This is a genomic window from Rhodopseudomonas palustris BisB18 (genome assembly GCF_000013745.1).
In the GTDB taxonomy this organism is placed as follows: domain Bacteria; phylum Pseudomonadota; class Alphaproteobacteria; order Rhizobiales; family Xanthobacteraceae; genus Rhodopseudomonas_A; species Rhodopseudomonas_A palustris_F.
Map to the genome: position 1 here is coordinate 4,182,136 of NC_007925.1, position 25,026 is coordinate 4,207,161.

Annotated in this window: 26 protein-coding genes; 4 read left to right on the forward strand and 22 right to left on the reverse strand. The window is 65.7% G+C overall.

The window, feature by feature from the left end; genetic code table 11:
* Window positions 1–50: 50 nt before the first annotated feature.
* The 22 genes from hypE to RPC_RS18925 all read right to left on the reverse strand — a co-directional run bounded on the left by hypE (window position 51) and on the right by RPC_RS18925 (window position 19,323).
* Window positions 51–1,097, reverse strand: coding sequence for a hydrogenase expression/formation protein HypE (hypE, locus tag RPC_RS18825; RefSeq protein ID WP_011474175.1), 1,047 nt, complete (start codon window positions 1,095–1,097; stop codon window positions 51–53).
* The gene (gene hypD, locus RPC_RS18830) at window positions 1,094–2,224 is read right to left on the reverse strand and encodes a hydrogenase formation protein HypD (protein ID WP_011474176.1); all 1,131 of its coding nucleotides are present in this window, start codon (window positions 2,222–2,224) and stop codon (window positions 1,094–1,096) included. Before hypD ends, hypE begins: the two co-directional genes overlap by 4 nt.
* Window positions 2,221–2,448, reverse strand: a complete 228-nt coding sequence (locus tag RPC_RS18835) for a HypC/HybG/HupF family hydrogenase formation chaperone (RefSeq protein ID WP_011474177.1) — start codon at window positions 2,446–2,448, stop codon at window positions 2,221–2,223. The genes hypD and RPC_RS18835 overlap by 4 nt, the downstream gene beginning before the upstream one ends.
* A 15-nt stretch (window positions 2,449–2,463) precedes the next feature.
* Entirely contained in the window at window positions 2,464–3,387 is a 924-nt protein-coding gene (gene hypB, locus RPC_RS18840) for a hydrogenase nickel incorporation protein HypB (RefSeq protein ID WP_011474178.1), read from the reverse strand.
* On the reverse strand, window positions 3,387–3,728 hold the full coding sequence (gene hypA, locus RPC_RS18845; RefSeq protein WP_011474179.1) for a hydrogenase maturation nickel metallochaperone HypA: 342 nt from the start codon (window positions 3,726–3,728) through the stop codon (window positions 3,387–3,389). The genes hypB and hypA overlap by 1 nt, the downstream gene beginning before the upstream one ends.
* On the reverse strand, window positions 3,721–4,842 hold the full coding sequence (locus RPC_RS18850; protein WP_011474180.1) for a nickel-dependent hydrogenase large subunit: 1,122 nt from the start codon (window positions 4,840–4,842) through the stop codon (window positions 3,721–3,723). Before RPC_RS18850 ends, hypA begins: the two co-directional genes overlap by 8 nt.
* The gene (hybE, locus tag RPC_RS18855; RefSeq protein WP_011474181.1) at window positions 4,839–5,378 is read right to left on the reverse strand and encodes a [NiFe]-hydrogenase assembly chaperone HybE; all 540 of its coding nucleotides are present in this window, start codon (window positions 5,376–5,378) and stop codon (window positions 4,839–4,841) included. Before hybE ends, RPC_RS18850 begins: the two co-directional genes overlap by 4 nt.
* Window positions 5,368–5,580, reverse strand: coding sequence for a rubredoxin (locus RPC_RS18860; RefSeq protein ID WP_011474182.1), 213 nt, complete (start codon window positions 5,578–5,580; stop codon window positions 5,368–5,370). Before RPC_RS18860 ends, hybE begins: the two co-directional genes overlap by 11 nt.
* Window positions 5,577–6,449 (reverse strand): hydrogenase expression/formation protein, encoded by an 873-nt coding sequence (locus RPC_RS18865; protein WP_011474183.1) that lies wholly within the window; start codon window positions 6,447–6,449, stop codon window positions 5,577–5,579. Before RPC_RS18865 ends, RPC_RS18860 begins: the two co-directional genes overlap by 4 nt.
* Window positions 6,446–6,847 carry a hydrogenase accessory protein gene (locus RPC_RS18870; RefSeq protein WP_011474184.1) on the reverse strand — a complete coding sequence of 134 codons (402 nt, stop codon included), beginning with the start codon at window positions 6,845–6,847 and terminating at the stop codon, window positions 6,446–6,448. The genes RPC_RS18865 and RPC_RS18870 overlap by 4 nt, the downstream gene beginning before the upstream one ends.
* 243 nt (window positions 6,848–7,090) lie before the next feature.
* Window positions 7,091–7,405, reverse strand: coding sequence for a HypC/HybG/HupF family hydrogenase formation chaperone (locus RPC_RS18875; RefSeq protein WP_011474185.1), 315 nt, complete (start codon window positions 7,403–7,405; stop codon window positions 7,091–7,093).
* Window positions 7,406–7,427: 22 nt separating this feature from the next.
* Complete coding sequence (locus tag RPC_RS18880) at window positions 7,428–8,057, reverse strand: HyaD/HybD family hydrogenase maturation endopeptidase (protein WP_011474186.1); 630 nt, start codon at window positions 8,055–8,057, stop codon at window positions 7,428–7,430.
* Window positions 8,054–8,788 (reverse strand): Ni/Fe-hydrogenase, b-type cytochrome subunit, encoded by a 735-nt coding sequence (cybH, locus tag RPC_RS18885; protein ID WP_011474187.1) that lies wholly within the window; start codon window positions 8,786–8,788, stop codon window positions 8,054–8,056. Before cybH ends, RPC_RS18880 begins: the two co-directional genes overlap by 4 nt.
* Before the next feature lie 192 nt (window positions 8,789–8,980).
* A complete protein-coding gene (locus RPC_RS18890) occupies window positions 8,981–10,774 on the reverse strand; it encodes a nickel-dependent hydrogenase large subunit (RefSeq protein ID WP_011474188.1) in 1,794 nt (597 codons plus the stop codon).
* A 17-nt stretch (window positions 10,775–10,791) separates the two neighbouring features.
* Window positions 10,792–11,916 carry a hydrogenase small subunit gene (locus RPC_RS18895; protein ID WP_011474189.1) on the reverse strand — a complete coding sequence of 375 codons (1,125 nt, stop codon included), beginning with the start codon at window positions 11,914–11,916 and terminating at the stop codon, window positions 10,792–10,794.
* Between the two features lie 361 nt (window positions 11,917–12,277).
* The gene (locus RPC_RS18900) at window positions 12,278–13,033 is read right to left on the reverse strand and encodes a hypothetical protein (protein WP_157043253.1); all 756 of its coding nucleotides are present in this window, start codon (window positions 13,031–13,033) and stop codon (window positions 12,278–12,280) included.
* A gap of 117 nt (window positions 13,034–13,150) precedes the next feature.
* Window positions 13,151–14,593 (reverse strand): nickel-dependent hydrogenase large subunit, encoded by a 1,443-nt coding sequence (locus tag RPC_RS18905; RefSeq protein ID WP_011474191.1) that lies wholly within the window; start codon window positions 14,591–14,593, stop codon window positions 13,151–13,153.
* Window positions 14,593–15,594, reverse strand: a complete 1,002-nt coding sequence (locus RPC_RS18910; protein WP_011474192.1) for an NADH ubiquinone dehydrogenase — start codon at window positions 15,592–15,594, stop codon at window positions 14,593–14,595. Before RPC_RS18910 ends, RPC_RS18905 begins: the two co-directional genes overlap by 1 nt.
* A 345-nt stretch (window positions 15,595–15,939) precedes the next feature.
* A complete protein-coding gene (locus RPC_RS18915) occupies window positions 15,940–16,344 on the reverse strand; it encodes a hypothetical protein (RefSeq protein WP_415914744.1) in 405 nt (134 codons plus the stop codon).
* Window positions 16,345–16,774: 430 nt separating this feature from the next.
* The gene (locus RPC_RS18920) at window positions 16,775–18,031 is read right to left on the reverse strand and encodes an aminopeptidase (protein ID WP_011474194.1); all 1,257 of its coding nucleotides are present in this window, start codon (window positions 18,029–18,031) and stop codon (window positions 16,775–16,777) included.
* Between the two features lie 138 nt (window positions 18,032–18,169).
* On the reverse strand, window positions 18,170–18,331 hold the full coding sequence (locus tag RPC_RS26330; protein ID WP_157043254.1) for a hypothetical protein: 162 nt from the start codon (window positions 18,329–18,331) through the stop codon (window positions 18,170–18,172).
* A complete protein-coding gene (locus tag RPC_RS18925; protein WP_011474195.1) occupies window positions 18,328–19,323 on the reverse strand; it encodes a 4-alpha-glucanotransferase in 996 nt (331 codons plus the stop codon). Before RPC_RS18925 ends, RPC_RS26330 begins: the two co-directional genes overlap by 4 nt.
* Between RPC_RS18925 and RPC_RS26335 the strand changes: the two genes are divergently transcribed.
* From RPC_RS26335 to RPC_RS18935, 4 genes are all read left to right on the forward strand, one after another.
* The gene (locus RPC_RS26335) at window positions 19,314–19,610 is read left to right on the forward strand and encodes a hypothetical protein (protein WP_157043255.1); all 297 of its coding nucleotides are present in this window, start codon (window positions 19,314–19,316) and stop codon (window positions 19,608–19,610) included. The two genes, RPC_RS18925 and RPC_RS26335, sit on opposite strands and share 10 nt — an antisense overlap.
* A 769-nt stretch (window positions 19,611–20,379) precedes the next feature.
* Window positions 20,380–21,276 (forward strand): GAF domain-containing protein, encoded by an 897-nt coding sequence (locus tag RPC_RS26900; protein ID WP_415914745.1) that lies wholly within the window; start codon window positions 20,380–20,382, stop codon window positions 21,274–21,276.
* Window positions 21,277–21,285: 9 nt separating this feature from the next.
* Window positions 21,286–22,689 (forward strand): sensor histidine kinase, encoded by a 1,404-nt coding sequence (locus tag RPC_RS26905; protein WP_415914746.1) that lies wholly within the window; start codon window positions 21,286–21,288, stop codon window positions 22,687–22,689.
* A complete protein-coding gene (locus tag RPC_RS18935) occupies window positions 22,686–25,025 on the forward strand; it encodes an ATP-binding protein (protein ID WP_011474196.1) in 2,340 nt (779 codons plus the stop codon). Before RPC_RS26905 ends, RPC_RS18935 begins: the two co-directional genes overlap by 4 nt.
* Window position 25,026: the final 1 nt, after the last annotated feature.

Sequence of the window (25,026 nt, forward strand, 5' to 3'; positions counted from 1 at the left end):
GGTTGCGCTCCGCCACCCGGCCTTCGCTCGCAAAAGCATCCATCACGCCCTCAACAGATCCGTGGCAATTGATCGCCCGCCAGCCAATCGACGATGCGGCCGCCGCCGAACGCGGTGGTCATCTGCACGAAGCGATGCTCGTCCTCAACCGCCTCGCCAATGATAGTAGCCTCGCGCCCCAACGGATGCCGGCGCATCGCCGAGAGCGCCGCCTCGGCGGCGTCGGGTGCGACGATCGCAACCAGCTTGCCCTCGTTGGCGACGTAGAGCGGATCGAGGCCCAGCAATTCGCAGGCGGCGGCGACCTGCGGCTTGATCGGGAGATTGTCCTCGTCGATGCGGAAGCCGACGCGGGATTGCTGCGCCAGTTCATTCAGCGTCGCGGCGAGCCCGCCGCGGGTCGGATCGCGCATCACCCGCAGGCTAGCCCCAGCCACCGCGACCATGTCGGCGACGAGACCGTGCAGCGCCGCGGAGTCCGACACGATGTTGGTGTCGAAGGCCAGATTCTGCCGCCGCGACATCACCGCGACGCCGTGATCGCCGAGCGAGCCGGACAGCAGCAGCTTGTCGCCGGGCCGCGCTTTGTCGGCGGAGAGCTCGAGGCCGTGCGGCAGCACGCCGACGCCGGCGGTGGAGATAAACACGCCGTCGGCCTTGCCGCGCTCCACCACCTTGGTGTCGCCGGTGATCACCGGCACACCAGCCTCGCGCGACGCTTGCCCCATGCTGTCGGCGATGCGATTCAAGTCCGCGAGCGGAAACCCCTCTTCGATAATAAAACTCGCCGACAGATACAGCGGCTTTGCCCCGGCCATCGCCACGTCGTTGATGGTGCCGTGCACCGAAAGCGAGCCGATGTCGCCGCCGGGAAAAAACAACGGCGAGATCACATAGCCGTCGGTGGTCATCACCATGCGGCCGGCCTCGACGTCGAACGCCGACTGATCGTTGCCGCGGCGCAGCCAGTCGTTGTCGAGGGCTGCGTGAAACACCTCCGCGATCAGCTGCGCCATGGCGCGACCGCCGGCGCCGTGCGACAGCTCGACCCGGCCGGCCACGAGATCGAGCTTGCGGTGACGCTGGCGCGCGCTCATGCGGTTTTCCTCCGGGCGTGGTCGCGAAACCGGCCATAGCTCCAATGCGCCGCGCAGGCGCCTTCCGACGACACCATGCAGGAGCCCATTGGACTCTCCGGCGTGCATGCTTTGCCGAACAATCGGCATTCGGCGGGGCGCTTGACGCCGCGCAGGATGGCGCCGCATTCGCAGGCCGGGTTGTCACTGGCGGACATATCGTCGAGCGCAAAGCGCCGCTCGGCGTCGAAGCCGGCATAGGCTGGTTTCAAGCGCAGCGCGCTGGCGGGGATCTGGCCGAGCCCGCGCCACTCGAAACTCTCACGCAATTCGAAGATATCCGCGACTTCGCCCTGCGCGATCCGGTTGCCGTCGGGCGTCACCGCGCGGATGTACTGGTTTTCCACCTCGGCGCGGCCGTCATTGACCTGGCGGATCAGCATCAATATCGCCTGCATCACGTCGAGCGGCTCGAAGCCCGCCACCACCACCGGCTTGGCGAACTCGGTTGCGAAGCGTGAGAACGGCGCGGTGCCGATCACGGTGGAGACATGCGCCGGACCGACCAGGCCATCGATGTGCACACCGTCGCTGTCGCAAGCGAGAATCCGCTGGATCGCCGACGGCGTCAGCACGTGGTTGCAGAACACGCTGAAATTGGTGAGGCCCCGCTTCTGCGCCAGCCGGACCGCCAGCGCGGTCGGCGGCGTGGTGGTCTCGAAACCGATGGCGAAGAACACCACGTCGCGCGACGGCTCGGCCTCGGCGAGCGCGAGCGCATCGAGCGTCGAATACACCATGCGGATGTCGGCGCCCGCCGCCTTGGCGCGCAGCAGCGAGTTGCCACGCGAGCCCGGCACCCGCATCAGGTCGCCGTAACAACACAGCGTCACGTTCGGCCGGGTCGCGAGCTGCAGCGCCATGTCGATGCGGCCGATCGGCAGCACGCAGACCGGGCAGCCGGGACCGTGCACCATGCGAACGTTGCCCGGCAACAGATCCTCGAGGCCGTAGCGCGAGATCGCGTGGGTGTGGCCGCCGCAGAATTCCATCAGCGCGTAGTTGCGCGCGGGATCGCTGTCGCGGGCGATGGTGGCGGCGAGGCCTCGGGCGAGTTGGCCGTCGCGATACTCGTCGACATATTTCATGCCACAACCTCCGCGCCGAGTTGGCCGAGCAGCGCCAGCGTGCGGCGGGCTTCGTCGGGATCGATCCGGGTCAGCGCGAAGCCGACATGCAGCACGACGTAGTCGCCGACCGAAAGATCGTCGAGCAGCGCCACCGAAACCAGCTTGCCGACGCCGTCGACGCTGACCCGCGCCATCTGCTCGGGCAACAGTTCGGTGACTTCGGCCGGGATCGCCAGACACATCGGCTCGTCCTCCAACTACTCCGCGGCCTTGGCGGCGCTACGCGCTTCGGCCAGCCGCTTTTCGATCCAGGCGTAGAACGCCGAAAATCCTTCGCCGGAGCGCGCCGAGAGCGTCAGCACCGCGATCTTCGGATTGATCCTGCGGGCGTATTCGATGCAGCTCGCCAGATCGAAATCGAGATGCGGCAACAGATCGACCTTGTTGATCAGCATCAGGTCGCTAGCCGCGAACATGTCGGGATACTTCAGCGGCTTGTCTTCGCCCTCGGTGACCGACAGCACCACCACCTTGTGGGCTTCGCCGAGATCGAACGCCGCCGGGCAGACCAGATTTCCGACATTCTCGATGAACAATACGCCCTGCGACAACGGCGGCAATTGCCCGAGCGCGTGGCCGACCATATGGGCGTCGAGGTGGCAGCCCTTGCCGGTGTTGATCTGGATCGCCGGGACGCCTGTGGCGCGAATACGCTCGGCGTCGTTGGCGGTCTGCTGATCGCCCTCGATCACCGCCATCGGGAATTTGTCCTTGAGATCGGTGATGGCGCGGACCAGCAGCGAAGTCTTGCCGGAGCCCGGACTGGACACGAAATTCAAAGCCAGCGTGCCGGCGGCGGCGAAGCGCGCGCGATTGTCGGCGGCATGAGCGTTGTTCTTGCCGAGGATGTCGCGCTCGATCTGCACGATGCGCGACTGCGACAGCCCGGCGACATGCACGCCGGCGATGCCGCCGCCGAAATCCAGCGTGGCCGGTGCCGCGGCCGGCGCGTGGTCGTGATCATGGCTGTGATCATGCGCGTGGACGTGATCATGGTCATCGCCCTCGTGGTGATGATGATGGTGATGATGATGAGCGTCGCCGTGGACGTGCTCATGATCGTGGCCGTCATGAGCATGATCGTGATCGGACTTGCCGTCGCATCCGCACACCGTACACATCAATCGACCTCCAATTCCTTGACGCGCAGGTCGTCGCCCGCGGTGACCTGCAATTGATGCCCGCCGCAATGCGGACATGGATCGTAGCGCCGCTTCACCGGCACGGTCTTTTCGCAATTCATGCACCAGGCTTCGCCGGGCACTTCCACGACCTCAAAGCGGGCGTCGGCGGCGATGCTGCCGTGGGTCACCGCCGAGAAGCAGAACCGCATCGCTTCGGGCTCGACATGGCTGAGCGCGCCGATCTCCACCCACACCGTGCGCACCCGGCTGAATTGCTGGCGTTCGGCCTCGCGCTGGATGATGTCGAGCATACCCTCGCACAGCGCCATCTCATGCATCGGTCAACTCCGCATAATGCACCGCCAGGCCAACGCAGGGATCGAACGCCGCTATCAATTGTTCGATGCTGCGGCGTTCGGCGTCGGTGCGGGCCGCAGCGCCGTGCAGCGCACGGGCGAGCGGCCCTTGGGGATGAAAATTCCATTCGGTCGGCGCCAGAATTTCCAGCCTGGCGATGCGGCCATCGGCGCTAAGCGCGATCCAATGATGCAACCGGCCGCGGGCGCATTCCACCGCGGCAAAGCCGATGCCGGGCGCCAGCGGCATGGCGGCGATCAGTTCGGCGGGATCGGCGACGCCGGCGGCGAGGCCGCGGAGCAATGCGGGGGTCTGCCGCGCTTCGATCAACCGCGCCAACAGGCGCGCGGCAAGCGTGGCGTCGCGGCAGGACAATAGCGGATGCGAGCGGGTCCGCGCCAACGCGCCGGTCTCCGGCACCCGGCCGTCGAGATGCGGACGGGCGGCAAACGCGGCGCCGCCCTGCCCCAGTCTGTCTGCGATCACCGCATCGTCGGCGGCGCTCAGTGCATCGAGCACGAGGGCGCCGGAACTGGCATCGCCGGCGAGCAACGGCTGCAATAGCCGCGGCAGCGGCGCATCGGATGCAGCCCAGCGTTGACATTTGTCGGCGCCATCGAAGCAATGCGCGGAAAGGCCGAGCGCCACGAGGTTCTGCTCGATCGCGTCGATCGCGGCGTCACTCGCCGCGCGATCGGGCAGCGCCGCGGCGTCGAAGCTGTGTGCGGCAGCACCGAGCGCGCGCAACGCCGGTGCGGTGCCGCCGAGATCGGGTCCTGCCAGCATCGTCACCGTGCCGCGCAGCAATTCCAGCACGCGTTCGGCGGCGACCGCACTCGCGCACGCTGCCAACTGATCGGGAGCAAGTGCGGTGCCGCGCGCGGCGGCGGTCGCAGCAATCACTGCGGCGCCCTGCGCCATGGCGCAGAGCCCAAATATCCGCGGCAGCGCCTTGGCGACCTCGTCGGCGGGCCGGCCCTTGGCGTAGCGGTCGATGCCGGATGGCGGCCGCGTGGTGATCGCAACCTCGGCGACACGGCCGGCGGCGAGCTGCAGCGTCACTTCGATGCCGTCCGCTGCCGCCGCGCCGGTCATGGCCGCGCCCCGCTGGACAACGCGCCGCGCAAAAAATTGCGGCGGTCGATCGCGGCAGGGGGCGGTGGCGGCGGCGCAGCTTCGGTCGCGGCGGGCGCGACGTCGAACTCCGGATCGAGCACCGCTTTGAGCGCCGCCTCGGCCGCGGCCAGCGCGCTGTCCTGATCGGCGAACTCGAACATCGGCGAGAACAGCGAGCAACTCTCGATGATGCCAAAACCATCCAACGCGCCGACGGTGAAATCGAACGTCCCCGCCGGCAGGCTGCGCGACAGCGTCGCGCCGGGCGGGGCATCGCTGGGCGCCGTCGCGTCGAGCGGCGCCAGCACCAGATTCATGAACCACGGCGTCAACACCACGCCGAGCGCGCGGCCCTCGTGGGCGCGGAAGCCGACCGCGGCGACGTCGAGCTTGGCGTTGTGGATCGGCAGCTCGCGCATACCGCGATCGGCGGCGCGATACAACGCCGCCAGCGCCGCGCCGATCGCCGCAGCCTTCGCAGCCTCAGCCTGCTCGCGATCGACGTCAGTCGGCATCGTCGAGCCTCATGAATTTGCCGGCCGGGGCGTCGCAATTCGGACAGCTCCAATCCTCCGGCAGCTGAGAGAACGGCGTGCCCGGCTCGGCACCGCGATGCGGATCGCCTTCCGCAGGGTCGTACACCGTCCAGCAGATGCCGCATTCCATCCGCGTCGCCGCGTCGGTCTCGCGTTTGCCGAAATTCTCGAAGCCGCTCATTCGAAATACGCCTCGATGATCTCGCCGAGCCGTTCGGCAGAGTCGGAAAAATCCTCGTCGGCGGCGCAGGCCGCTGCCGGCACGTCGCCGATCTCCAACGTGTCGAGGATCATGGTGTCCATGGCGTTGAGGAACTGCACCGACCAGACGTCGCGGGTGGCGGTGGCCAGCACCCGGCACGAGCCGTAGCCGCGCGAATGCAGCTGGATCGGGCCGTTGCCGAGCGTCGCCTGCAGATGCGCCATGTCGACGGCGTTCATCGGCAAGAGCGTGAAGTTGATGACGTGCGAGGGCATCCCTGCGCGATGCGCGGCCTTGCGCTCGCGGATCTCGGCCAATACCGGCATCACGTTCATCGCGTCGGCGGGCGCTGCGCCGAGCACGACGTCGCTCAAAGTGAAGTCCTGCGCGGCGCGGCGCACCAATTCGGGGATCGCGCCGACCTCGACATATTCGACGCGCGGCTGCGCGGCGTCGCCCTCGATGCGGATCAGCCACAGCCCGGCGAGCACGGATTCCTGGATCTGGGCGATGCGGCGATCCGGCAGCGCGACGATTCCGCCGACCTCGCCCTCGCCGAGTACGTCGACCAACAGGTCGCGCTCGGCCTCCGACAACTCATCGAGCGCAAAGATCTGCGTCGGTGCCTCGGCGCGTTGCGCGGCCAAAGCCGCGGCGAGCCGCGGCAATAGCGCCAACAGAAGCGGACATTGTCGCGTCAATTCGGCGCCGCTTTGGGTCGACAGCGCCGCCACCGCGCCGGCGCGGGTCAAGCCGCGCCGGGCGCTGCCGCCTTCGTCGTGGCCGACCGGCACGAGCGTCATCGCGACGTCGTCGCTGTCATCCGCGCTGCAATATCCCACCCTCATGACGTCGCTCCCTGCTGCGCGGAATGACCGTCGGCCTTGAGCATGGCTTCGATGCGCGCGATATAGACCAACCAGTCCTGGATCTTGGCGATCACGCCGAGCGTGCGCTCGGCACGCAGCAGCGCCAGGCTCGGCGCCGCGCGAACGCCGAAGCGCTGCATCAGCGCCGCCTCGGCGGATGCCGCGACCACCGCGGGCGTCAGCCGGCCGGCAAAAGCTTTGCTCAGTTGCGGCAGCACCACCGCGATGTCGCTGACTTCAGGACGCGAAGGATCGCCGCGAAAGAACAGCAACAAGATTGCATCGGGAGCGGAGGCGAACAGATCGTCGAGCGTCGCGGCGTCGACCGTCGGCACGCCGTCCAGGCGCACGTCTTCTGCAGCGAGCGATGTGCTCATCTCCCCCCCCCCACCCTGTTGTGTTCGTAGCTCGCCATTCGTCGGACAAGCTTGATCGGTTCAGCAAGCTACGTGCCAACCGCTCGGCATCCGCCGATGGAAGGAACGTGGCCGATATCGGACACGTTCTGACCATTCCGCGCCAGACCCGCGCCGTGAATGGAAACATGATTTTGCGGCACTGGATAGTTAAATTGCAGGGCTCGCGCCACGACAAAAGTCGCATGGGCCGCTGTGGCGGCTTCAACCGTGCGGCGGGACGACGTCGTTGCGCAGGAACGCGGGCAATTGCGGTTCGCGGTCGATCAGGTCGGCGAACAGATGCTCGAAATCGCGGCCCTGCATCGCCGCGGCGAGGCCGTCCAACGCGTCGTCGATCAGCCGGGCCTCGTCGGGCTCGAGCAGTCGCATGGCGTTGTCGATGAACACCAGCACCCGGTCGCCTACCGCGACCTCGCCGATCAGCAGCGTCGAGACCCGGCGCTGCTCGCCGCGCCGCTCGCACAGCGCGGTGCCGTTGTCGCTGGTCACCACCGTCATCGGCACGCCTACGCACATCTGGCTTAGCTCCCGGGCTCAATCACGCGTCACGCGCGGCGAGCAGCGCCCGCGCGGTCGGGCAGCGCTCGTAATTTTCGAAATCGATCGCGCCCTCGAGCAACCGGTCGCCGGGCGCGAGCGGCGTTTGGCGCGGCGATACGTGAACGCCCCAGTCGGCCAGCGCCGCCACCGCGGCGTCGACCGCAGCATCGATCTGGCCGCGCACCGGCGCGGTCAAGGGGCCGCCCCAATTCTCCAGATCCTGCGGCTGGCAGCCGATCAAGAGCATCTCGGCCGGCACATGGCCGAGCAGATCGGCGGCGCTCAGCACCTCCTGAAAGCCGGTCTGGTGCAGGCTCATCTTCTTGATGCCGGTGAATTTCGGCACCTCGTCGTCGCGCACCAGTTTCAACGTACCGGGCTCCATTCCGTAATCGACCGCGTCGAACACGATCAGCCGGTCGGCCTCGTTGACGTATTGCACGAGGTAGAGCCCTTGGGTGCCACCGTCCATCACCGTGACGCTCTCGGGGCAGACGTGGCGCTGGTGGAATTCCTCCACCGCGCGCACGCCAAACCCCTCGTCGGCCCACAGGATGTTGCCGATGCCGAGCACCAGCGCGCGGAGCGGTCGCGTCCCGTTGCTATCGTTGCTGATCATCGCACTCATCGCGGAAAGTCGTCGATGTCGTCGCGGAACAGCCGCTCGCCGGAGATCATCGACGAGATCATGCTCTGGCGGCTGAGGATATCCTCGCGCACCGCGGCGTAGATATGCACGACGACGAACACCACGATCGCCCACATCCCGAGGTGATGCCAGGTGTGCAGATCCTGGCTGTTCGGGAAGATCGCGAACATGAAGCCGAACAGCTTGTATTGCCAGCTGTCGATGCCCTGGCCTTCGGAATACAGCGCCATGCCGCTCGCCATCATGAACAGCAGGAACACCATGAAGGAGAACATCGCCACATGCGCCAAGGGGTTGTGGCCGATATACTTCTTCGGGTCCTTGACCATGAAGAAGTACCATTTCAACTCATAGAAGATGCCCCACCACCAGGTGCGGTTGTGCAGCGGCAGATAGAAGATCTGCCGCGAATTGCGGTTGCCGACGAATGCCCAATATAGCCGCAGCAGGAAGAACACGATCAGCGACTGCCCGGCGGCGAAATGCACGAAGCGGATATAGCCCATCTGGAAGCTCGCCGAGGCCTCGCCGGACACCGACGGCAGCGGCGAGCCGATCAGATAGCCGGTGATGCACAAGGTCACGATCAACAGCGCGTTGACCCAGTGCCAGAGCCGGACCGGCGCTTCGTAGACATAGACGGTCTGCAACGACTTGGCGCGTTCGCCGCGGGCGTCGAGGGCGCCATGAACCCGCTCGATCTGCGTCATCGTTATCTCCTTGAAGCCGCCGCGTCAGCCTTGGGCTTAGCGGCTCGATGAAACGTCTGCTGCTGCGTGGTGTCGATGTTGATCGAAGTGGAGCGGCGAACTTCCCTCTCCCCGCAGGCGGGGAGAGGTGAAGGCCGTGCTCGTGACGAGCACTCAGGTGCAACTTGCCGCATCGATTCCTCCCATGCGCGATCAGCGCACCGTCACCCGGCTCATTTCCTGGCCGTCCTCGCTCAAGACATGAGTTGAGCAGGCCAGACACGGGTCGAACGAATGCAGCGTGCGCAGGATCTCCAAAGGCTGGTTCGGATCGGCCATCGGGGTTTCGAGCAAGCTCGCCTCGAAGGCGCCGATGCCGCCCTTGGGATCGCGCGGACTGCCGTTCCAGGTGGTCGGCACCACCGCCTGGTAGTTGTCGATCTTGCCATCCTTGATCTTGATCCAGTGGCCGAGCGCGCCGCGCGGCGCCTCGGTGAAGCCGACGCCCTTGACCTCCTTCGGCCAGGTCTCCGGGCTCCACTTCTCGACATTGGCGGTGGCGCTGTCGCCGGCCTTCAGCGACGCCATCAGCTTGTTCTGGAAGTAGCGCAGCTGATGCGCCGCCCATTGCGCCTCCAGCGCGCGCGCCGCGGTGCGGCCGAGCGTGGAGAACAGCGCGGTCACCGGCAGGCCGAGGTCCTTGAGGAGCTTTTCGGTCGGCTCCTTGAACTCCGGCTTGTTCTGCGCGTAGCCGACGATGTAGCGCGCCAACGGCCCGACCTCGACCGCGTTGCCTTTCCAGCGCGGCGACTTGATCCAGGAATACTTCGCCTCCTCGTCGACCGCCTCGATCCGGGTCTTGGTGCCCTTCGACTTCGGCCCCAGCTCATAATGCGGAACGGTGACACCGTCCCACGGATGCAGGCCCTTGGTCTCGTCGGGATATTTGTACCAAGAGTGGGTGACGAACTCCTGCACCTGCGAGGGGTCGGCGAGATCGACCGGTAGCACCTCGTTGAGATTGCCGTTGAGGATCACGCCGCGCGGCATTTTCAGCGACGCCGCCGAATAGTCGTTGGCGTATTCCGGAATGTCGCCGTAGCTCATCACCGATGTCGACGACAGCCCGCCGCCGAAGGTCCAATCCTTGTAGAACGAGGCGATCGCCTGCAAGTCCGGCAGATAGACCTGCTCGGTGAAGGTCACCATCTGGTCGATGATCGACGACACCAGGTTGAGCCGCTCCATGTTGACGGCACCGACCGCGCCCACGCCGTCGACATTGATCGCGCAGGGCACGCCGCCGACCAGCCAGTTCGGATGCGGGTTCTTGCCGCCATAGACGGTGTGGATCTTCACCATGTCCTTCTGGAAGTCGAGCGCCTCCAGATAATGCGCCACCGCCATCAGATTGGCTTCCGGCGGCAACTTGTAGGCCGGATGGCCCCAATAGCCGTTCTTGAACGGCCCGAGCTGCCCCGACTCGACGAACTTCTTCAGCCGGGTCTGCAGATCCTTGAAGTAGCCCGGACTCGACAGCGGCCAGTTCGAAATGCTCTGCGCCAGCGTCGAGGTCGCCTTCGGATCGGCGGACAGTGCCGAGACGATGTCGACCCAGTCCAGCGCGTGCAGATGATAGAAATGCACGATGTGGTCGTGCACCTGCAGCGTCAGCTGCATGATGTTGCGGATGGTGTTGGCGTTTTCCGGGATCTTGATGTCGAGCGCGTTTTCCACCGCGCGCACCGAGGTCAAGGCGTGGGTGCCGGTGCAGACGCCGCAGATCCGTTCGGTGAAGGCCCAGGCGTCGCGCGGATCGCGGCCGCGCAAAATCACTTCGATGCCGCGCCACATCGTGCCGGTCGACACCGCGTTGCGGATCACGTTGTTGGCGTCGACATTGACCTCGACGCGCAAATGTCCCTCGATCCGGGTCACCGGATCGACGACGACGCGGCGGCCGGCATTGTCGAGTTTGAAGCCATTCGGCGTGGTGATGTTGGTCATGTTCTGCGCTTCCCCGCTCAGCCGGCCGATGTGTCGTTGGGTTTATTGCCGTTGCCGTTGCCGCCGTTCTCCTTGCGACGTTTCGCCATGCTGCGCACCGTGGTGACCGCGGCGTGCGCGGCGATCGCGGTGCCGACCACGCCGGCTACGGTGGCGCCGATCTTGTCGGCGTTGGCCTCGACGCCGAACTGCTTGATGGTGGTCAGCCGGTCGTAGAACGAGCCGTTGTCCCAGAAATTATCTTCGGTGCAGCCGATGCAGCCGTGGCCGGATTGGATCGGGAACGAGACGCCGCCGTTCCAGCGCACCGTCGAACAGGCGCTGTAGGTGGTCGGGCCCTTGCAGCCCATCTTGTACAGGCAGTAGCCTTTTCGCGCGGCGTCGTCGTCCCACTCTTCGACGAACTGGCCGGCGTCGAAATGCGGCCGGCGATAGCATTTGTCGTGGATGCGCTGCGAGTAGAACATTTTCGGCCGGCCCTGGCGGTCGAGCTCGGGCAGCCGGCCGAAAGTGGTGATGTAGGTGACGACGCCGGTCATCACCTCGGCGATCGGCGGACAGCCCGGCACCTTGATGATCGGCTTGTTGCGGATCACCTTGTCGATCGGGGTGGCCTGGGTCGGATTGGGCTTCGCCGCCTGCACGCAGCCCCAGGAGGCGCAGGCGCCCCAGGCGATCACCGCCATGGAATCTTCGGCCATCTCCTTCAGCTTCTCGACGAACGGGCGGCCGCCGTCGATGCAGAACATGCCGTCTTCGTTGAGCGGCGGATTGCCTTCCACCGCGAGGATGTACTGGCCTTTGTATTTCTCGCGGGTCTCCTGCAGGATCGCTTCGGCCTGATGGCCGGCCGCCGCCATGATGGTGTCGTCGTAATCCAGCGAGATCATCGACAGCACGGCGTCTTTGACCAAAGGATGCGCCGAGCGGATGAAGCTTTCCGAGCAGCAGGTGCATTCCAGCCCGTGCATCCAGATCACCGGCACCCGCGGCTTGGTCTCCAGCGCCTGCGCGATCTCGGTGGCGCCGATCGGGCCGAGCCCGAGGCTGGTCGCGGTCAGGCTGCAGAATTTGACGAAGCTGCGCCGGGTGATGCCTTGGCGGCGGATCACCTCATAGAATGTTTCTGTCCCTGCGCCCATGGCGACTCCTCGGCGTTCCTTGATCCGCGATACGTCCGTGCGCAGCGCGTTTGCCGCTAGAATGGCAAGATCCAGGCCAACCGCGTCGGGATGCCGCACGCGCGCGCAAGTCGTTGAAAACGGTGAAGGTTTTTAGAAACATCCTAAATCGGCCGACGACGGCCCGATGTCACGGTGGTGACAAGTGCGTTACGCTGCTGATAACCGCGTGACCGCATCCCGACAATGGCTTGACCCAGCCATTGATCCTCACCAGGGAGAGCTTCCAGATTGGCCCCGCCTCGCTGGCGGATCGCATTGCGCGTTGCAGCATGATGGCGCTCTCGGCCGACGTGGCGTCAAGGCGTCGATTCCGGCGGTGCTATCGCCTCGGAATGGCATCGAAGGCGCCCCAGTCGATCCGTCGCAGGTCCTTCCGAAACGGCTCCAGCCCGGCGGACTTTTTTTCCGCGGTGCTCGCCGAAGGGTGCCATCGCGCCAGGCGTTTTTCCTCGGGCGACAGGCTGGCGTACCATTCCTCGCTTGTTCCTTTGAACGGCAGCTTCTGCTTGGACGGCGGCGGCGTTTGATCTGCGGGCGACGGCATCATGGCCATATGGAGCGCAGGAAATTTCTTGGCGAGCGTTCCCTGGGTCGCGGGCTCCTTGGTCTCCGTCACCGTCAAGCCAGCCAGACGATAGCCCGCGCCGAAGGCGAGATGCAGGGCGTTTCGATCCACGGCCCGAATGGAATTCACATCCTCGATGTTGTCGAAGGTGACGAATATTGGTGTGTTGTCGTAAGACGAAGCGTCCCGATCTCGCTCTGAGATCAGATAAGCCACCATGCGTTTCTGCCAAAATTGGTCATGCAGAAGCATGAAGACATAACGTCCATCCCCGAGGTCCGCATAAGGAGCCTCGCCCTTTATTCCAAAGGCACCTCTGACGGCGGACGGATACCACCAGGGTGCGTTGGAGTGGGTCAGCTCAAAGACGGATGAACCACGTACCGTGCCCTGCGGAGTTGCTATTTCGATCGTGACTTTCTTGCTGCCGATTTTCTTTGTCGCCGATCCGCTGAAGAAAATCAGATACCCGCCGGCGAGCACGATCACCCAGGCCAATAAGCGTTTCACGACCCGCGCCCCATATTGCTCGCCGGGCCTCATCGCCCCGCAAATGCCCAATATTGTGAACCGCCCATGTAAAAGAACGGTTGAAGAAGCTGGCTCACGCGCCAATGGGTCCGCATCCTAATGTGCGGTGCACACCATGCAGGGATCGAACGACCGCACCACGTGCTGCACCGCGACCGAGGCCGCGCCCTCGGCGCCGACCGGGGTGCCGACCAGCGCCTGCTCCAGCGGCCCGGCGACGCCGTCGGCATCGCGCGGCGAAAAATTCCAGGTGGTCGGCGCGATGATCTGATAGCGGCGGATGCGGTCGCCCGAGAGTTCGATCCAATGGCCGAGGCTGCCTCGTGCGGCCTCCACAAGACCAATGCCGGCGCCCTCGCCCACCCGCGCGGCGGCATCGAGAAACGGCGCGTCGAGCGCGATCTGCCGCGCCCAGCGATCCATCGCCAACGCCAACCGCGCGGTTTCCAGCAGCCGGGCGATGACGCGGGTTCTCACGTTAGGGCCATGGCGCCGCACCAGATCGCGGATCAGGGCATCGCCGTCGACCGCCTGCCGCGCCAGCGCGCCGACCTCGATCGGCCGGCTGTCGAGCCTAGGCGCCTTGCACCAGCTATAGCCGCCCGGGCGATCGGCGTCGGGCAGCGTCTGCGCCAGAGCCGGCTCGGCCGCGGTGTCGCGCATCCAGGCGTGCGAGACATCCTCGGTGATGGCGTCGATGTCGAGCACGCGCGGCGTCGACGTCGCGGGATCATAGAGGCCAGCGGCGAACAACGGCGCCTCCAGGCCTTGATAGGCGCCGAAGCTCATCAACGACGTCGCGCCACGGCCGAGCTTGTCGAGTGCGAGGTCGTCGGCGATGGCGAGAAATCTTGCGAAGTCACCAATGCGGCCATCGCGCCAACTCTCCAGCGCCGCGGCGCTGCGCAGCGCCAGCACCGCCTCGAGATCGTCGCCGAACACGATGGATTCCAGAAAGCCGCGGAAGTCGGCGATGATCGACAACAGCCGCACCCGTTCTCCGAGCCCGATCGCGCGGGTCGTGCCGCCGGGTTGAAACGCCAGACTGTGCGGCCATTTGCCGGCGATCAGTCCCATGATCTCCAACAGCCTCGCCCGCGCCGGCAGCACCTCTCGCGCGGCGGTGCCTCGCGTGGCGGTGAAGCGTTCGGCGACCGCGGGGTGCCAGGGCCACGCCGCGTAGCTGTCGCGGGCAAAATCCGGCATGAAGAACACGTAGAAATGCGTCAGGTGATCGGCGGCGTTCTCCGCGGCGTGGGCGATATTGGCGGCGTGTAGGCCGTTCGGCGCCGGGTGCAAGCCGTCAACCGCACGCAGCGCCGCCACCGCCGCCATCGACTGCGACACCGAGCAGATGCCGCAGATCCGCGGCGCCAGCGTCAACGCATCGAGCGAAGGCCGGCCTTCGAGAATCTGCTCGAAGCCGCGATAGAGCGGCGCGGTGACTTCGGCCGACACCACCACGCCGTCGTCGATATCGAGCCGCACTTCGAGATCGCCCTCGACGCGGTTGAACGGGCCGACCGTGATCCGCCGCATCACTTGCGCCGATGTCCGGACGGCGTCGGCGGCACCACGACGTGATCGGCGGTGGCGTTGGCGCGCACCCGCTTCGGCGTCGCCGATTTCGACAGTGCCGCCAGCGCCACGAACCAGGCTTTTGGCATATCGAGCGGCAAGCCGACGGGAATGCCCGCGACCTTCGCGGTGGTCATGTAGTTGTGCGCGGCTTCGAAGCCCGGCGAGGTGCAGGCGATGCAGGGATAGCCGGCCTGGGTGCAGGAGCCGCCGCCGTTCCAGGAGCGCTGGTTGCAATCGCCGACCGCCTGCGTCGCCTTGCAGCCGAGATGCTCCATCAGACAGCCGCGCTGCGACATCGCCTCGGCGCTGGCCTTGAATTCGTAGAACTCGTTGCGGGCGCAGCCGTGATGCGCCAGATGCTCGGCGAAGAATTTTGGCCGTGCGAAACTATCCAGCGCCGCGGCGGAGAATTCGCCCAAAGCCAGCGCGGCCAGCGTCTCGGCGATCCAGCCGGGATGCGGCGCGCAGCCGGCGATGTTGATCACCGGCAGGCCCGCCTTGGAACGGAACGCCGCGCCGAGCACGCCGCCCGGTTCGGTGCCGAGAAACTGCAAGCCGGAGGCATCGGTCGGATTGTGCCCGGCCGCCGGCACGCCGCCGTAGGCCGAACAGCTTCCCACTGCGACCACGTAGTCGGCGCGCGGCGCCAATTCGGAAATCCAGGACGCCATCGAGCGGCCGGTGCCGCCCAGCATGTTGAAGCGGCCGCTGCCGTTCGGTCCGCGCAGCACCGCGCCCTCGACCACCAGCACCGACAACGGCGTGCGCGCGGCCGACACGGCGGCGAGCAGATCGATCACGTCGTCGGCAGTGGCCTCGCTGACCGACGGATGCCACAGCAGGTTGATGTCGAACGAGGCGAGCTCGGCGAACCAGCCGGCGCGGCCCTGCTCGAGGATCGCCATGGTGCAGCCGCCGCAGCCGGCGGCCTGCAGCCATAAGAGGTTGATCGGTCCCATCGCGCTCCTTGGCCGGTCGCTTGCCGGATCTTGGCGGATCTTGGCGGATCTTGGCGGCAAGGCCCTGCCGCCGTCCCTCGGCGGCATTTGTCGCCGATTTTTTGCGACCGCGCCACTCGGGAAAACGCCGCGCTGGGGCAGCTGACGCTGCTCGTGCCCCGGAATGACGGCCCGGGACTCTTGAACCGCATCAATCCTAACCGAAAATGCTCTAGCCAAAGCTCACCGAAAACCGAAACGCCGCAGCCGGCACCGAGATTCGGTGACCGCCTGCGGCGTGTGATGGTCTTGGAAGGTCGAGAAAGCGGCTTACCGGCTTTGCCGGCCTCTTTGATTCTGGGGGCGTCAGTTCAGCAGCGTCGGAATTCCCAGCAGGGACGACAACGTCCGCGGATTCTTGATCAGCAGCGGCACGCCGGAGAACGAGCGGTAGCCCTTCTTCTCCTGCAGCAACAGCGGCGCGCCCGACATCGACTTGTACGGGCCCTTGGTGTTGATCAACAGCGGCATTCCGGAGAACGACTGATAGGCGCCCTTCTGCTGCAGCAGCAGCGGCGTTCCCGACAACGACCGGTACGGGCCCTTGGTGTTGATCAGAAGCGGCGTGCCGGAGAACGAGTAATGCGGCCCGCGGGTCGGCAGCAGGATCAGCGACCCGGAATAGGAGTTGTATTCCGCTGTCGGCTTGGTCAACAGCGGGGTCCCGGAAAAGGACTTGTAGGGGCCGGTGGTGTTGATCAGCAACGGCATTCCCGAAAAGGATCGATAGTTCGACATCAGATTTACCCCGGTTATTTCGATAAGTTGGGATGCCAAGCCGAGACGACAGTGGCGTCGAGTCGTTCAGGAGCAGCGGCGTCGCCGACGGCGGCTTGGACGCGCCCTTCTGTTCGAGCAGCAATGGCGTGCCAGAGAACGGGGTGCAGGTGCCAGCACTCTTTAGCAGTAGAGGCGTACCTGAGGAGGAGCGGCGCCCCGCGCCAGCCTTGTATCCACCATTCAATTCTATCTGTAGTTGCAGAATTTGCCGAAAACCACACAAGCGCGACGTTCGAACTCAGAACCGGTGCCCCAGAGCGGCCGCGTTTGGCGTCCGCTGGCCACAGCGCAAACGTCGTCTCGCTCTGGAGCAGATGCGAGCCGGTCACGGGGCGCCGCGGCGGCGCGCCGGTAAAGGACGTCAGGCCCACTCGCCCTGGCGAAACACCGCAACGCGGCTGCCATCGCTGCGAATGCCGTCGACGTCGGTGTGGGCGGACCCGATCATCCAGTCGATATGGATCAGGCTGGTGTTGCCGCCCTGCTGCGCGATCTGCTCCGGGGTCAGACGGTCGCCCTGCAGAAAGCACTTCGAATAGCATTGGCCGAGCGCGATGTGGCTGGCGGCATTCTCGTCGAACAGCGTGTTGAAGAACAACAAGCCGCTGTGCGAGATCGGCGAGGAGTGCGGCACCAAGGCCACTTCGCCGAGCCGCCTTGCGCCCCCGTCGGTGTCGAGCACCTTGTTGAGCACCTCCTCGCCGCGGCTGGCCTTGGCCGCGACGATCCGGCCGTCCTTGAATTCAACGGCGATGTCTTCGATCAGCGAGCCCTGATAGGACAGCGGCTTGGAACTGACGACCCGCCCCTCCACCCGGTGCGCATGCGGCGTGGTGAAGACTTCTTCGGTCGGGATGTTGGCATTGCAGGTGACGCCGTTCTTCGCGGTGGATTCGCCGCCTTGCCATTCGTGGCCGTCGGCGAGGCCGATCGTCAGGTCGGTGCCCGGCCCCAAATAGTGCAAGCCGGCAAAGCGCTGGCCGTTGAGCCAGGCGGTGCGCGCCCGCAATTCGGCATTGTGCGCGGTCCACGCCGCGACCGGGTCGTCATTGTCGACGCGGGAGGCCGCGAAGATCGCCGCGGCGAGCTTGCCGATGGCGACGTCCTCGGCGTCCTCGGCAAACACCAGCTTGGCCCAGGCCGCGCTCGGATAGGCCAGGATATTCCAGTTGACGTCGAAGCCGACGATTTTCTCCAGCGCCGGCTTGTAGGCGATCGAATTGGCTTTGCTGGCCCGCGACACCCGCGCCGGATCCTGCTCCGACAGCAGCATCGGATCCTCGCCGACGATGGCGAGCCGCGCGGTGTTGGCGCCGAAGGCTTTCGCCATTCCCTCATAGAGCCAGCCGGCCGCGCGGTCGAAGCTCGCATCCGGCGCGAACCGATACCGCGACAGCGTGATGGCCTCGTCCGACAGCATCGGGATCACCAAGCCCGCCCCCGCCCGATAGGCGTGATCGGCGACCAACCGCACCAACGGCAGCGCCGCGGTCGGGGCCGTCACCAGCAGGTCCTGCCCGGCCTGCAGCCGCAGCCCGACCTTGATGGCGAGCTCGGCCAATCGGTCGAGTTTCACCGGATCGATCGGGGGCGAGATGCTGCGTTGATGAATCGTCATGGAATACCCTCTGGCAACCTGAATGCGCCGCCATCGTCGCCGCATCTGGCCCGCTTGTCGACAGCGCACGCCGGAAAAATATCTTCGCCGCATCGGCGGGATTTGTCGATCGGCCCGCCGCTGGGCCGGTCGGAGCGGTCACGAGGCTCGTTTTCCGCTTTTGGTTTCGTTGCCCCGCCGTTCGGCCGCCAAAATCTCGAGCAGCCGCCACGCCGGATGATCGTCCGTGAGGCTCTCGAGCGATTGCGCGTAGCGCCGACGCCAGTTCGGGTGCTCGGTGGATGTCGCCGGCACGTTCACCGGATCGTGCTCGTCGAGCAGATCGTCGAGGTGAAATGATCGCGCAGCGCCTGAAACAACGAGCTGTTGCGCAGGGCTTCGCCGGCCTGTTCGACGAAGCTTTGGAACGCGCTGTTCCGCGCCTGACTGGCCGCGGAGCGGAAATCCTCATAGGCCAGCCACAACGCTTGCAGCTTGAGCGCGTTGGCCAGGCTGTAGTCGATTTGCGAGGTGGCGCGGCAGCGCGTGAGGCGGTCGCTGAACGCCGGCTGCTCCAGCAATTGGCGGGCCCGTTCCGAATGCCGGAATTCCGGGATCGCGACCACGTCGATGTACAATACGTTGAGAAAATGGCGGCTCGCCGGTGAATAGGGACTGGCGTGCTCCGGCTTGTCCGGAAACATCTGATGCAGCGGATTGAGGCCGAGCACGTCGCAGCCGTGCTTCGCCGACAGCTTGGCAAATTGCGCCAAGTCGCCGAAGTCGCCGATCCCCCAATTGCGCGCCGAGCGCAGCAGATAGAGTTGCAGCGAAATGCCGAACGAGCGACCGCCGCGCGCGACGTTCTCAGGCAACCAGCAGCGCCCCGGCGTCACGATCAGCGTGGTCCGCGCGTTGTGCGCTTGCAGCAGCAACTCGTGATAGCCGTAGGGGATGTCGGACAGGATCAGCTGGCGCGCGGAAACGTCGAGCGCACGGGTCGGTTCGGTCTCGCCGCGACGGCGCTTGCCGCTCTCGAACGTCACTTGCCAGGCGACCGGGCCTTGCGGAACCTGGTCGCCGAGATCGATGGCGATTCGGCCCTTCTCGGCGCGGACCACGATCGCGGGCGGAAACATCGCGGAACGCGGCGTGACCACGCCCCGCCCGCGATCGGGACGCAGCACGCCCATGCTGGCCAGCAATTTGCGCAGCACGTCGTCGTCGACGATCACTGTGTTGCCGCGCGCATCGACGAACTCGGCGGCGATGCCGTAGTCCGCTGCGAGCCGCCTGATCTGGTGTGAATTCACTGGCCGCTCCTGGTTTGTTTCGCGTGATCATCGATGGTCCGCTGCGGCGACACACGACGATCCCGCGCCACCGCCCAGGCCGGCCGGTTCCGCGGCCCGACACCGCACAGCCCGGCGCCATCGATCGGCTCACCGAACCTGCTGACGTGACGTCGCCGAGCCACCATGAAGAACCCGAGAAGCTGATGATGATGACAGGTGAACAAACAGCAACGCCGCGCGTTCCTCGCGACGAAGCGGCGTGCGCATCGACCGATCGATCACCGTCTCGCCAGGGGCCGCGCTGAACGCCACCTCAAGGCGGCGCGGGCCGGCGAGGCCGGCCGCGGCTTCGTCGTGGTGGCGTCTGTTGAGAACCGCCGCTCCCCGCTTGAGCCGAAAGGTGCAAAGGCGACCGTTGCGGCGGTCGACTGTGCGGCCGATCCCTTGGAAATCTGTAAGGCTTACACTGACAAAATTAGTATTTCACCGGGCGTCGGACAGGGACGTTCCGGAGCTGCAATCGTTCACAACTGGTCTATCATGATCAGACGGCGGTCGTTCGCCGCCGGACAATTCCGAGAATCCTGCGCAGTTTCGTTTCAGGATGGAGCTGTCAAGTGCAAGATTTCATCCGTAATGAAAACCTTAAGCTCTATCGACGGGCTTTGGACCAAACCACGGACGAGGGCCAGCGCCGTGTGTTGCTGGCGCTGCTGCAACGTCTGGTAACTGACCCGCGGCCATCTTGTCATTACCATCACCGTGAACACCTCCGCCAGGGAACGGTGACCCCTGATCCCCCGGGCCGTTCGTCACGCGCGCTCGGGGGATCGACTTCTTGAGCGCTCTCGACGTCAGCTGGGCCGGCCAGTCCGGGGGCAGCGTTTCTTGCTGCTAGGCGCCAGGTTGGATGGCAGCCTTTGGCAAGCATCCTCGCCCGACTCGCGCCGCTCTCGTGTTGCAGAGCTGTTGCCATCCGCGCTGCGTCATGAGAACGTCTGAGCGATTTCAAATCGGCTTCGATCGACTGGTTCGCGATCAAACGAGCCGGCTCCCTTCAACCGTGAGATTGCGATGAATCACGCGCCGACCGAGAATACGGTCGACCTTACGAATTGCGACCGTGAGCCGATCCATATTCCCGGCGCCATCCAGCCGCACGGCCTGCTGATCGCTTTTACGGAAGACGATCTGCGCACGGTCAGTATCAGCGCCAATCTTCCCAATTTCGCGCCGTTGCAACCAGACGCCCTCCTCGGCGGCGCGTTGACCGAGATGTTCGACGCCGAACATCTGGTGCGTCTGCGGAATGTGCTGTCTGAGCCGGGAATGATCGCCGGATCGCCGGTCGCGCTGCGTTTTGCCGAGGGGACTCGGGCCGAGTTAAATGGTTCGGTCCATCGTCACGACGACCTGGTATTCCTCGAGCTCGAGACTCCGGAGCGCGACGTCATCGATTCCCACGCCTTCTTTGGGCGGACCAGCGGCGCGATCAAGCGATTGCAGGCGGCGCACAGCTTGGAGAGCGCCTGCGTCGCCGCGGCGCGCGAAGTGCGGCAAATCACCGGCTTCGACCGCGTCAAGATCTACCGTTTCGCCGCGGATTACAGCGGACAGGTGATCGCCGAGGATCGCGCCGAGGGCACCGAGTCGTTTCTCGGGCTGCACTTTCCGCCTTCGGATATTCCGGTTCAGGCGCGCAAGCTCTACACGCTCAATCCGCTGCGCATGATCCCGGACGTCGACTATCGCCCGATCCCGCTGCTTCCCGACCTCAATCCGCGCACCGGCAAGCCGATCGACCTGAGCTTTGCGGTGTTGCGCAGCGTGTCGCCGATTCACCTGGAATACATGCGCAATATCGGGATGCGCGGCACCATGTCGATCTCGATCATGCGCGGCGACCGGCTGTGGGGCCTGATCGCCTGTCACAATCGCACGCCGCGCTACGCCAGCTACGACGCGCGGTAGGCCTGCGAAATGGTCGCCCAGGTGCTAGCCTGGCAGATCGGCGTGATGGAGGAGGAAACCGTCACCCGGCAAACCCTGAAGGGCAAGGCGATCCAGCGCAGTCTGATCAGCGACATCGAACAATTGCACGATCATCGCGCCGGGCTGGTGCGCAACAGCGAAGCGCTGCTCGAATTGTTGGGCGCCTCGGGACTTTGCCTGCACACCCGCGAAGGCATCACCACCTTGGGGGCGACCCCGCCCGAACCGGCGATCGAGAGCCTGGTCAATCTGGTGCGCTGGAGCGACGACGGCGGCTTGTTTCAGACCGATCGGCTGTCGACCATCCTGCCGGAGGCTGCGGCCTACGCCGACGTCGCCAGCGGGGTGCTCGCCGTGCCGCTGTCGCGCACGCCGCCGCGGCGGGTGATGCTGTGGTTTCGTCCCGAAGTGGCGCAGACGGTGTATTGGGCGGGCAATCCCGACAAGCCGGTCAGCACCGAGTCGGGCGAACTGCGGCTCAGCCCGCGAAAATCCTTCGCCGCCTGGACCGAAGAGACCCGCGGCCGCGCGATCCCCTGGCAGCCGCACGAAATCGCCGCGGCGGTGGAAATCCGCGACCTCGTCATCGACGTGATCCTGCGCAACACCGAAAAGCTCGAGCGGGTCAACTCGCAGCTCGCGCGCAGCAACGAAGAATTGGAATCCTTCGCGCACGTCGCGTCTCACGACATCAAGGAGCCGCTGCGGCATATCGAAGCCTTCGCCGGCATGCTCGGCGAGTCGATCCGCCCCAGCGGCGACGAACGGCTCGGCGTCCTGGTCAACGGAATCGAGAGCTCGTCGCGACGGCTGCGCAATCTCATCAACGACCTCGCCGAATTCTCCCAGCTCGGCCAGCGCGCCAAGCCTCTGGCGCCGGCCTCGCTGCAGGATATCGCGCTGGAGGTCATCGCCGATCTGCATCAGCGGATCAGCGAGGCCGCGGCGATCGTCGACGTCGCGCCGCTGCCCCAAGTGAACTGCGACCGCAACCAGTTGCGCCAGGTGCTGCAGAACCTGGTGTCCAACGCGATCAAGTACCGGCACCCCAGGCGGCCGTGTCGGATCCACATCTTCGCCGAGGACCGGCTCGAGGAAAGCTATCGCGGCGACGGCAGCAAGGCGGCAGTGGCGCGGATTTGCGTCAGCGACAACGGCATCGGCTTCGATCCCAAATACGCCGACCAGATCTTCGAACCGTTCCAGCGCCTGCACGGTCCCGACGAGTACGAAGGCAGCGGAATCGGTCTGGCGATCTGCCGCAAGATCGTGCAGCGGCACGGCGGCCAGGTCGGCGTCGACACCATTCCCAATGTCGGATCGACGTTCTGGTTTACGCTGGAAACGCCGCCGCAGTCCGACGCTCCCTCTCCCGTTCAGGCCACCTCATGAGCGCTCCGCACGACCCGCCGACGCCCGACAATCTGCTCGATGCCTATGGCGATCGCTCGGCCCTCGAGCTGACCGAATGCGACCGCGAACCGATCCACATTCCCGGCAAGATTCAACCGCACGGCATGCTGTTGGCGTTCGTCGAGCCCGAGCTGCGCCCGGTCTCGGTCAGCGTCAACGTCGAGGCTTTCACCGGCCAATCCCCCGAGGCGGTGCTGTCGCAATCGATCGCGGCGTTGATGACCGCGCCGAGTTTCGAACGTTTGACCGCGGTTCTCGCCAGCCCGGACCTCGCCGCCTTCAATCCGATCCGGATCGAACTGCTGACCAGCAAGGGGGTGCGGGTCTGCAACGGCATCATGCACCGTCACGACGGCTTGACGATTCTGGAACTGGAGCCACGGCCCGCCGGCGCCGAGCCGCCTGCGGAATTCTTCCGCAGCGTTCGCGCCGCGATCCGCCGCCTGCAAACCGCCAGCGATCTGCTGACGGTGTGCAATATCGCGGCCCGCGAGGTGCGTCGCCTGACCGGCTTCGACCGCGTCAAGATCTACCGTTTCGACAAGGACTGGAACGGCCAGGTCGTTGCCGAGGATCGCTCCGACAGCATTCCGTCGTTTCTCGACTTCCACTTTCCGGCGTCCGACATCCCCGCGCAGTCGCGCGCGCTCTACACCAGCAATCTGATCCGCATCATCCCGGATATCGGTTACCGCCCGGCACCGCTGATCCCGGATTTCAATCCGGTCACCGGCGGGCCGATCGACCTCAGCTTCGCCGTGCTGCGCAGCGTATCGCCGATCCACGTCGAATACATGGTCAACATGGCGGTCTACGGCGCGATGTCGGTGTCGATCGTGCGCGACGGCCGGTTGTGGGGGATGATCTCCTGCCACAACACGCTGCCGCGCTTCGTGTCCTACGAAGTCCGCCAAGCCTGCGAACTGATCGCCCAGGTGCTGACCTGGCAGATCAGCGTGTCCGAAGAGGCCGAGGTCGTTGGCCACAGCGTCCGGGTGCGCGCCATGCAGAACCGAATGCTGCACGAACTCGGCGACGAACAGGACCTCAAGAAATGGCTGATCCGCAGCGGACAGGACATGCTCGACCTGATGCGCGCCTCCGGCTTCGCGCTGTGCGGGTTCGACGGCATCACCACATTCGGATCGTCGCCGTCGAACGACCAGGTCCTTGAGCTTGCGGCCTGGCTGGCGCGCCGCGAATCGCGCGACGTCTATGAGACCGAGCATCTCTCCGCCAAAAACCCCAACGCCACGCACTATCCGCACCTCGCCAGCGGCGTTCTCGCCGTGCCGCTCGGACGGGTGTCCTCGACTTTGATGCTCTGGTTCCGGCCGGAGCAGGCGCAGACCGTGACCTGGGGCGGAGATCCTCACAAGCCGGTGCGGATCGGCCCGCATGGCGGCCGGCTGCAGACCCGGGCTTCGTTCGATGCCTGGCGCGAAGAGGTACGCGGGCGCTCCAAGCCCTGGCAGACCTACGAAATCGCCGCCGCGGTCGAAATCCGCGATCTCGTGGTCGACGTCATCCTCGGCCGGGCCGACGCGCTCGAACACGCCAACCGCGAGCTGTCGCGCAGCAACGACGAGTTGGAGTCGTTCGCTTACGTCGCGGCGCACGATCTCAAGGAGCCGTTGCGCCATATCGAGGCCTTCGCCGGCCTGCTCAAGGACGCGCTTTCGGTCGACGCCAAGGCGCGGTTGAGCACCATGGTCGACGGCATCGAGGCCTCGTCGCGGCGGCTGCGGGCGTTGATCAACGACCTCGCGGAATATTCCCGCGTCGGCCGCGACGCGCGCCCGCTCGTTCCGGTGGCGTTGGACGACGTGCTCGCCGAAGTGCTGGCTGACCTCAAGCCGGTGTTGCATGACAGCGGCGCCATCTTGTCCTCCGACTCGCTACCGGTGGTGATGTGCGACCGCAGCCAGATCAGACAATTGCTGCAGAACCTGATCTCCAATGCGCTGAAATACAGCGACGCGTCCCGCCCGCCGCGGATCACCCTGCGCGCCACCGAACAGCCCGGCCCGGCCAGCGGCTTCGGCTCGGCCGGCGGCGAACGCCAACGCCACGTCGCGATCGCGGTCGGCGACAACGGCATCGGCTTCGATCCTAAATATGCCGAGCAGATCTTCGAGCCGTTCCAGCGCCTGCACGGCGCCGACGAATATGAAGGCACCGGCATCGGCCTGGCGATCTGTCGCAAGCTCGCGCAACGCCATGGCGGAAAGATCACCGCCCGCAGCGAGCCCGGCGTCGGCTCCACCTTCACCTTCACGCTGCCGCTGCGCAACCTCGACGAGTTGGAACAGTAGC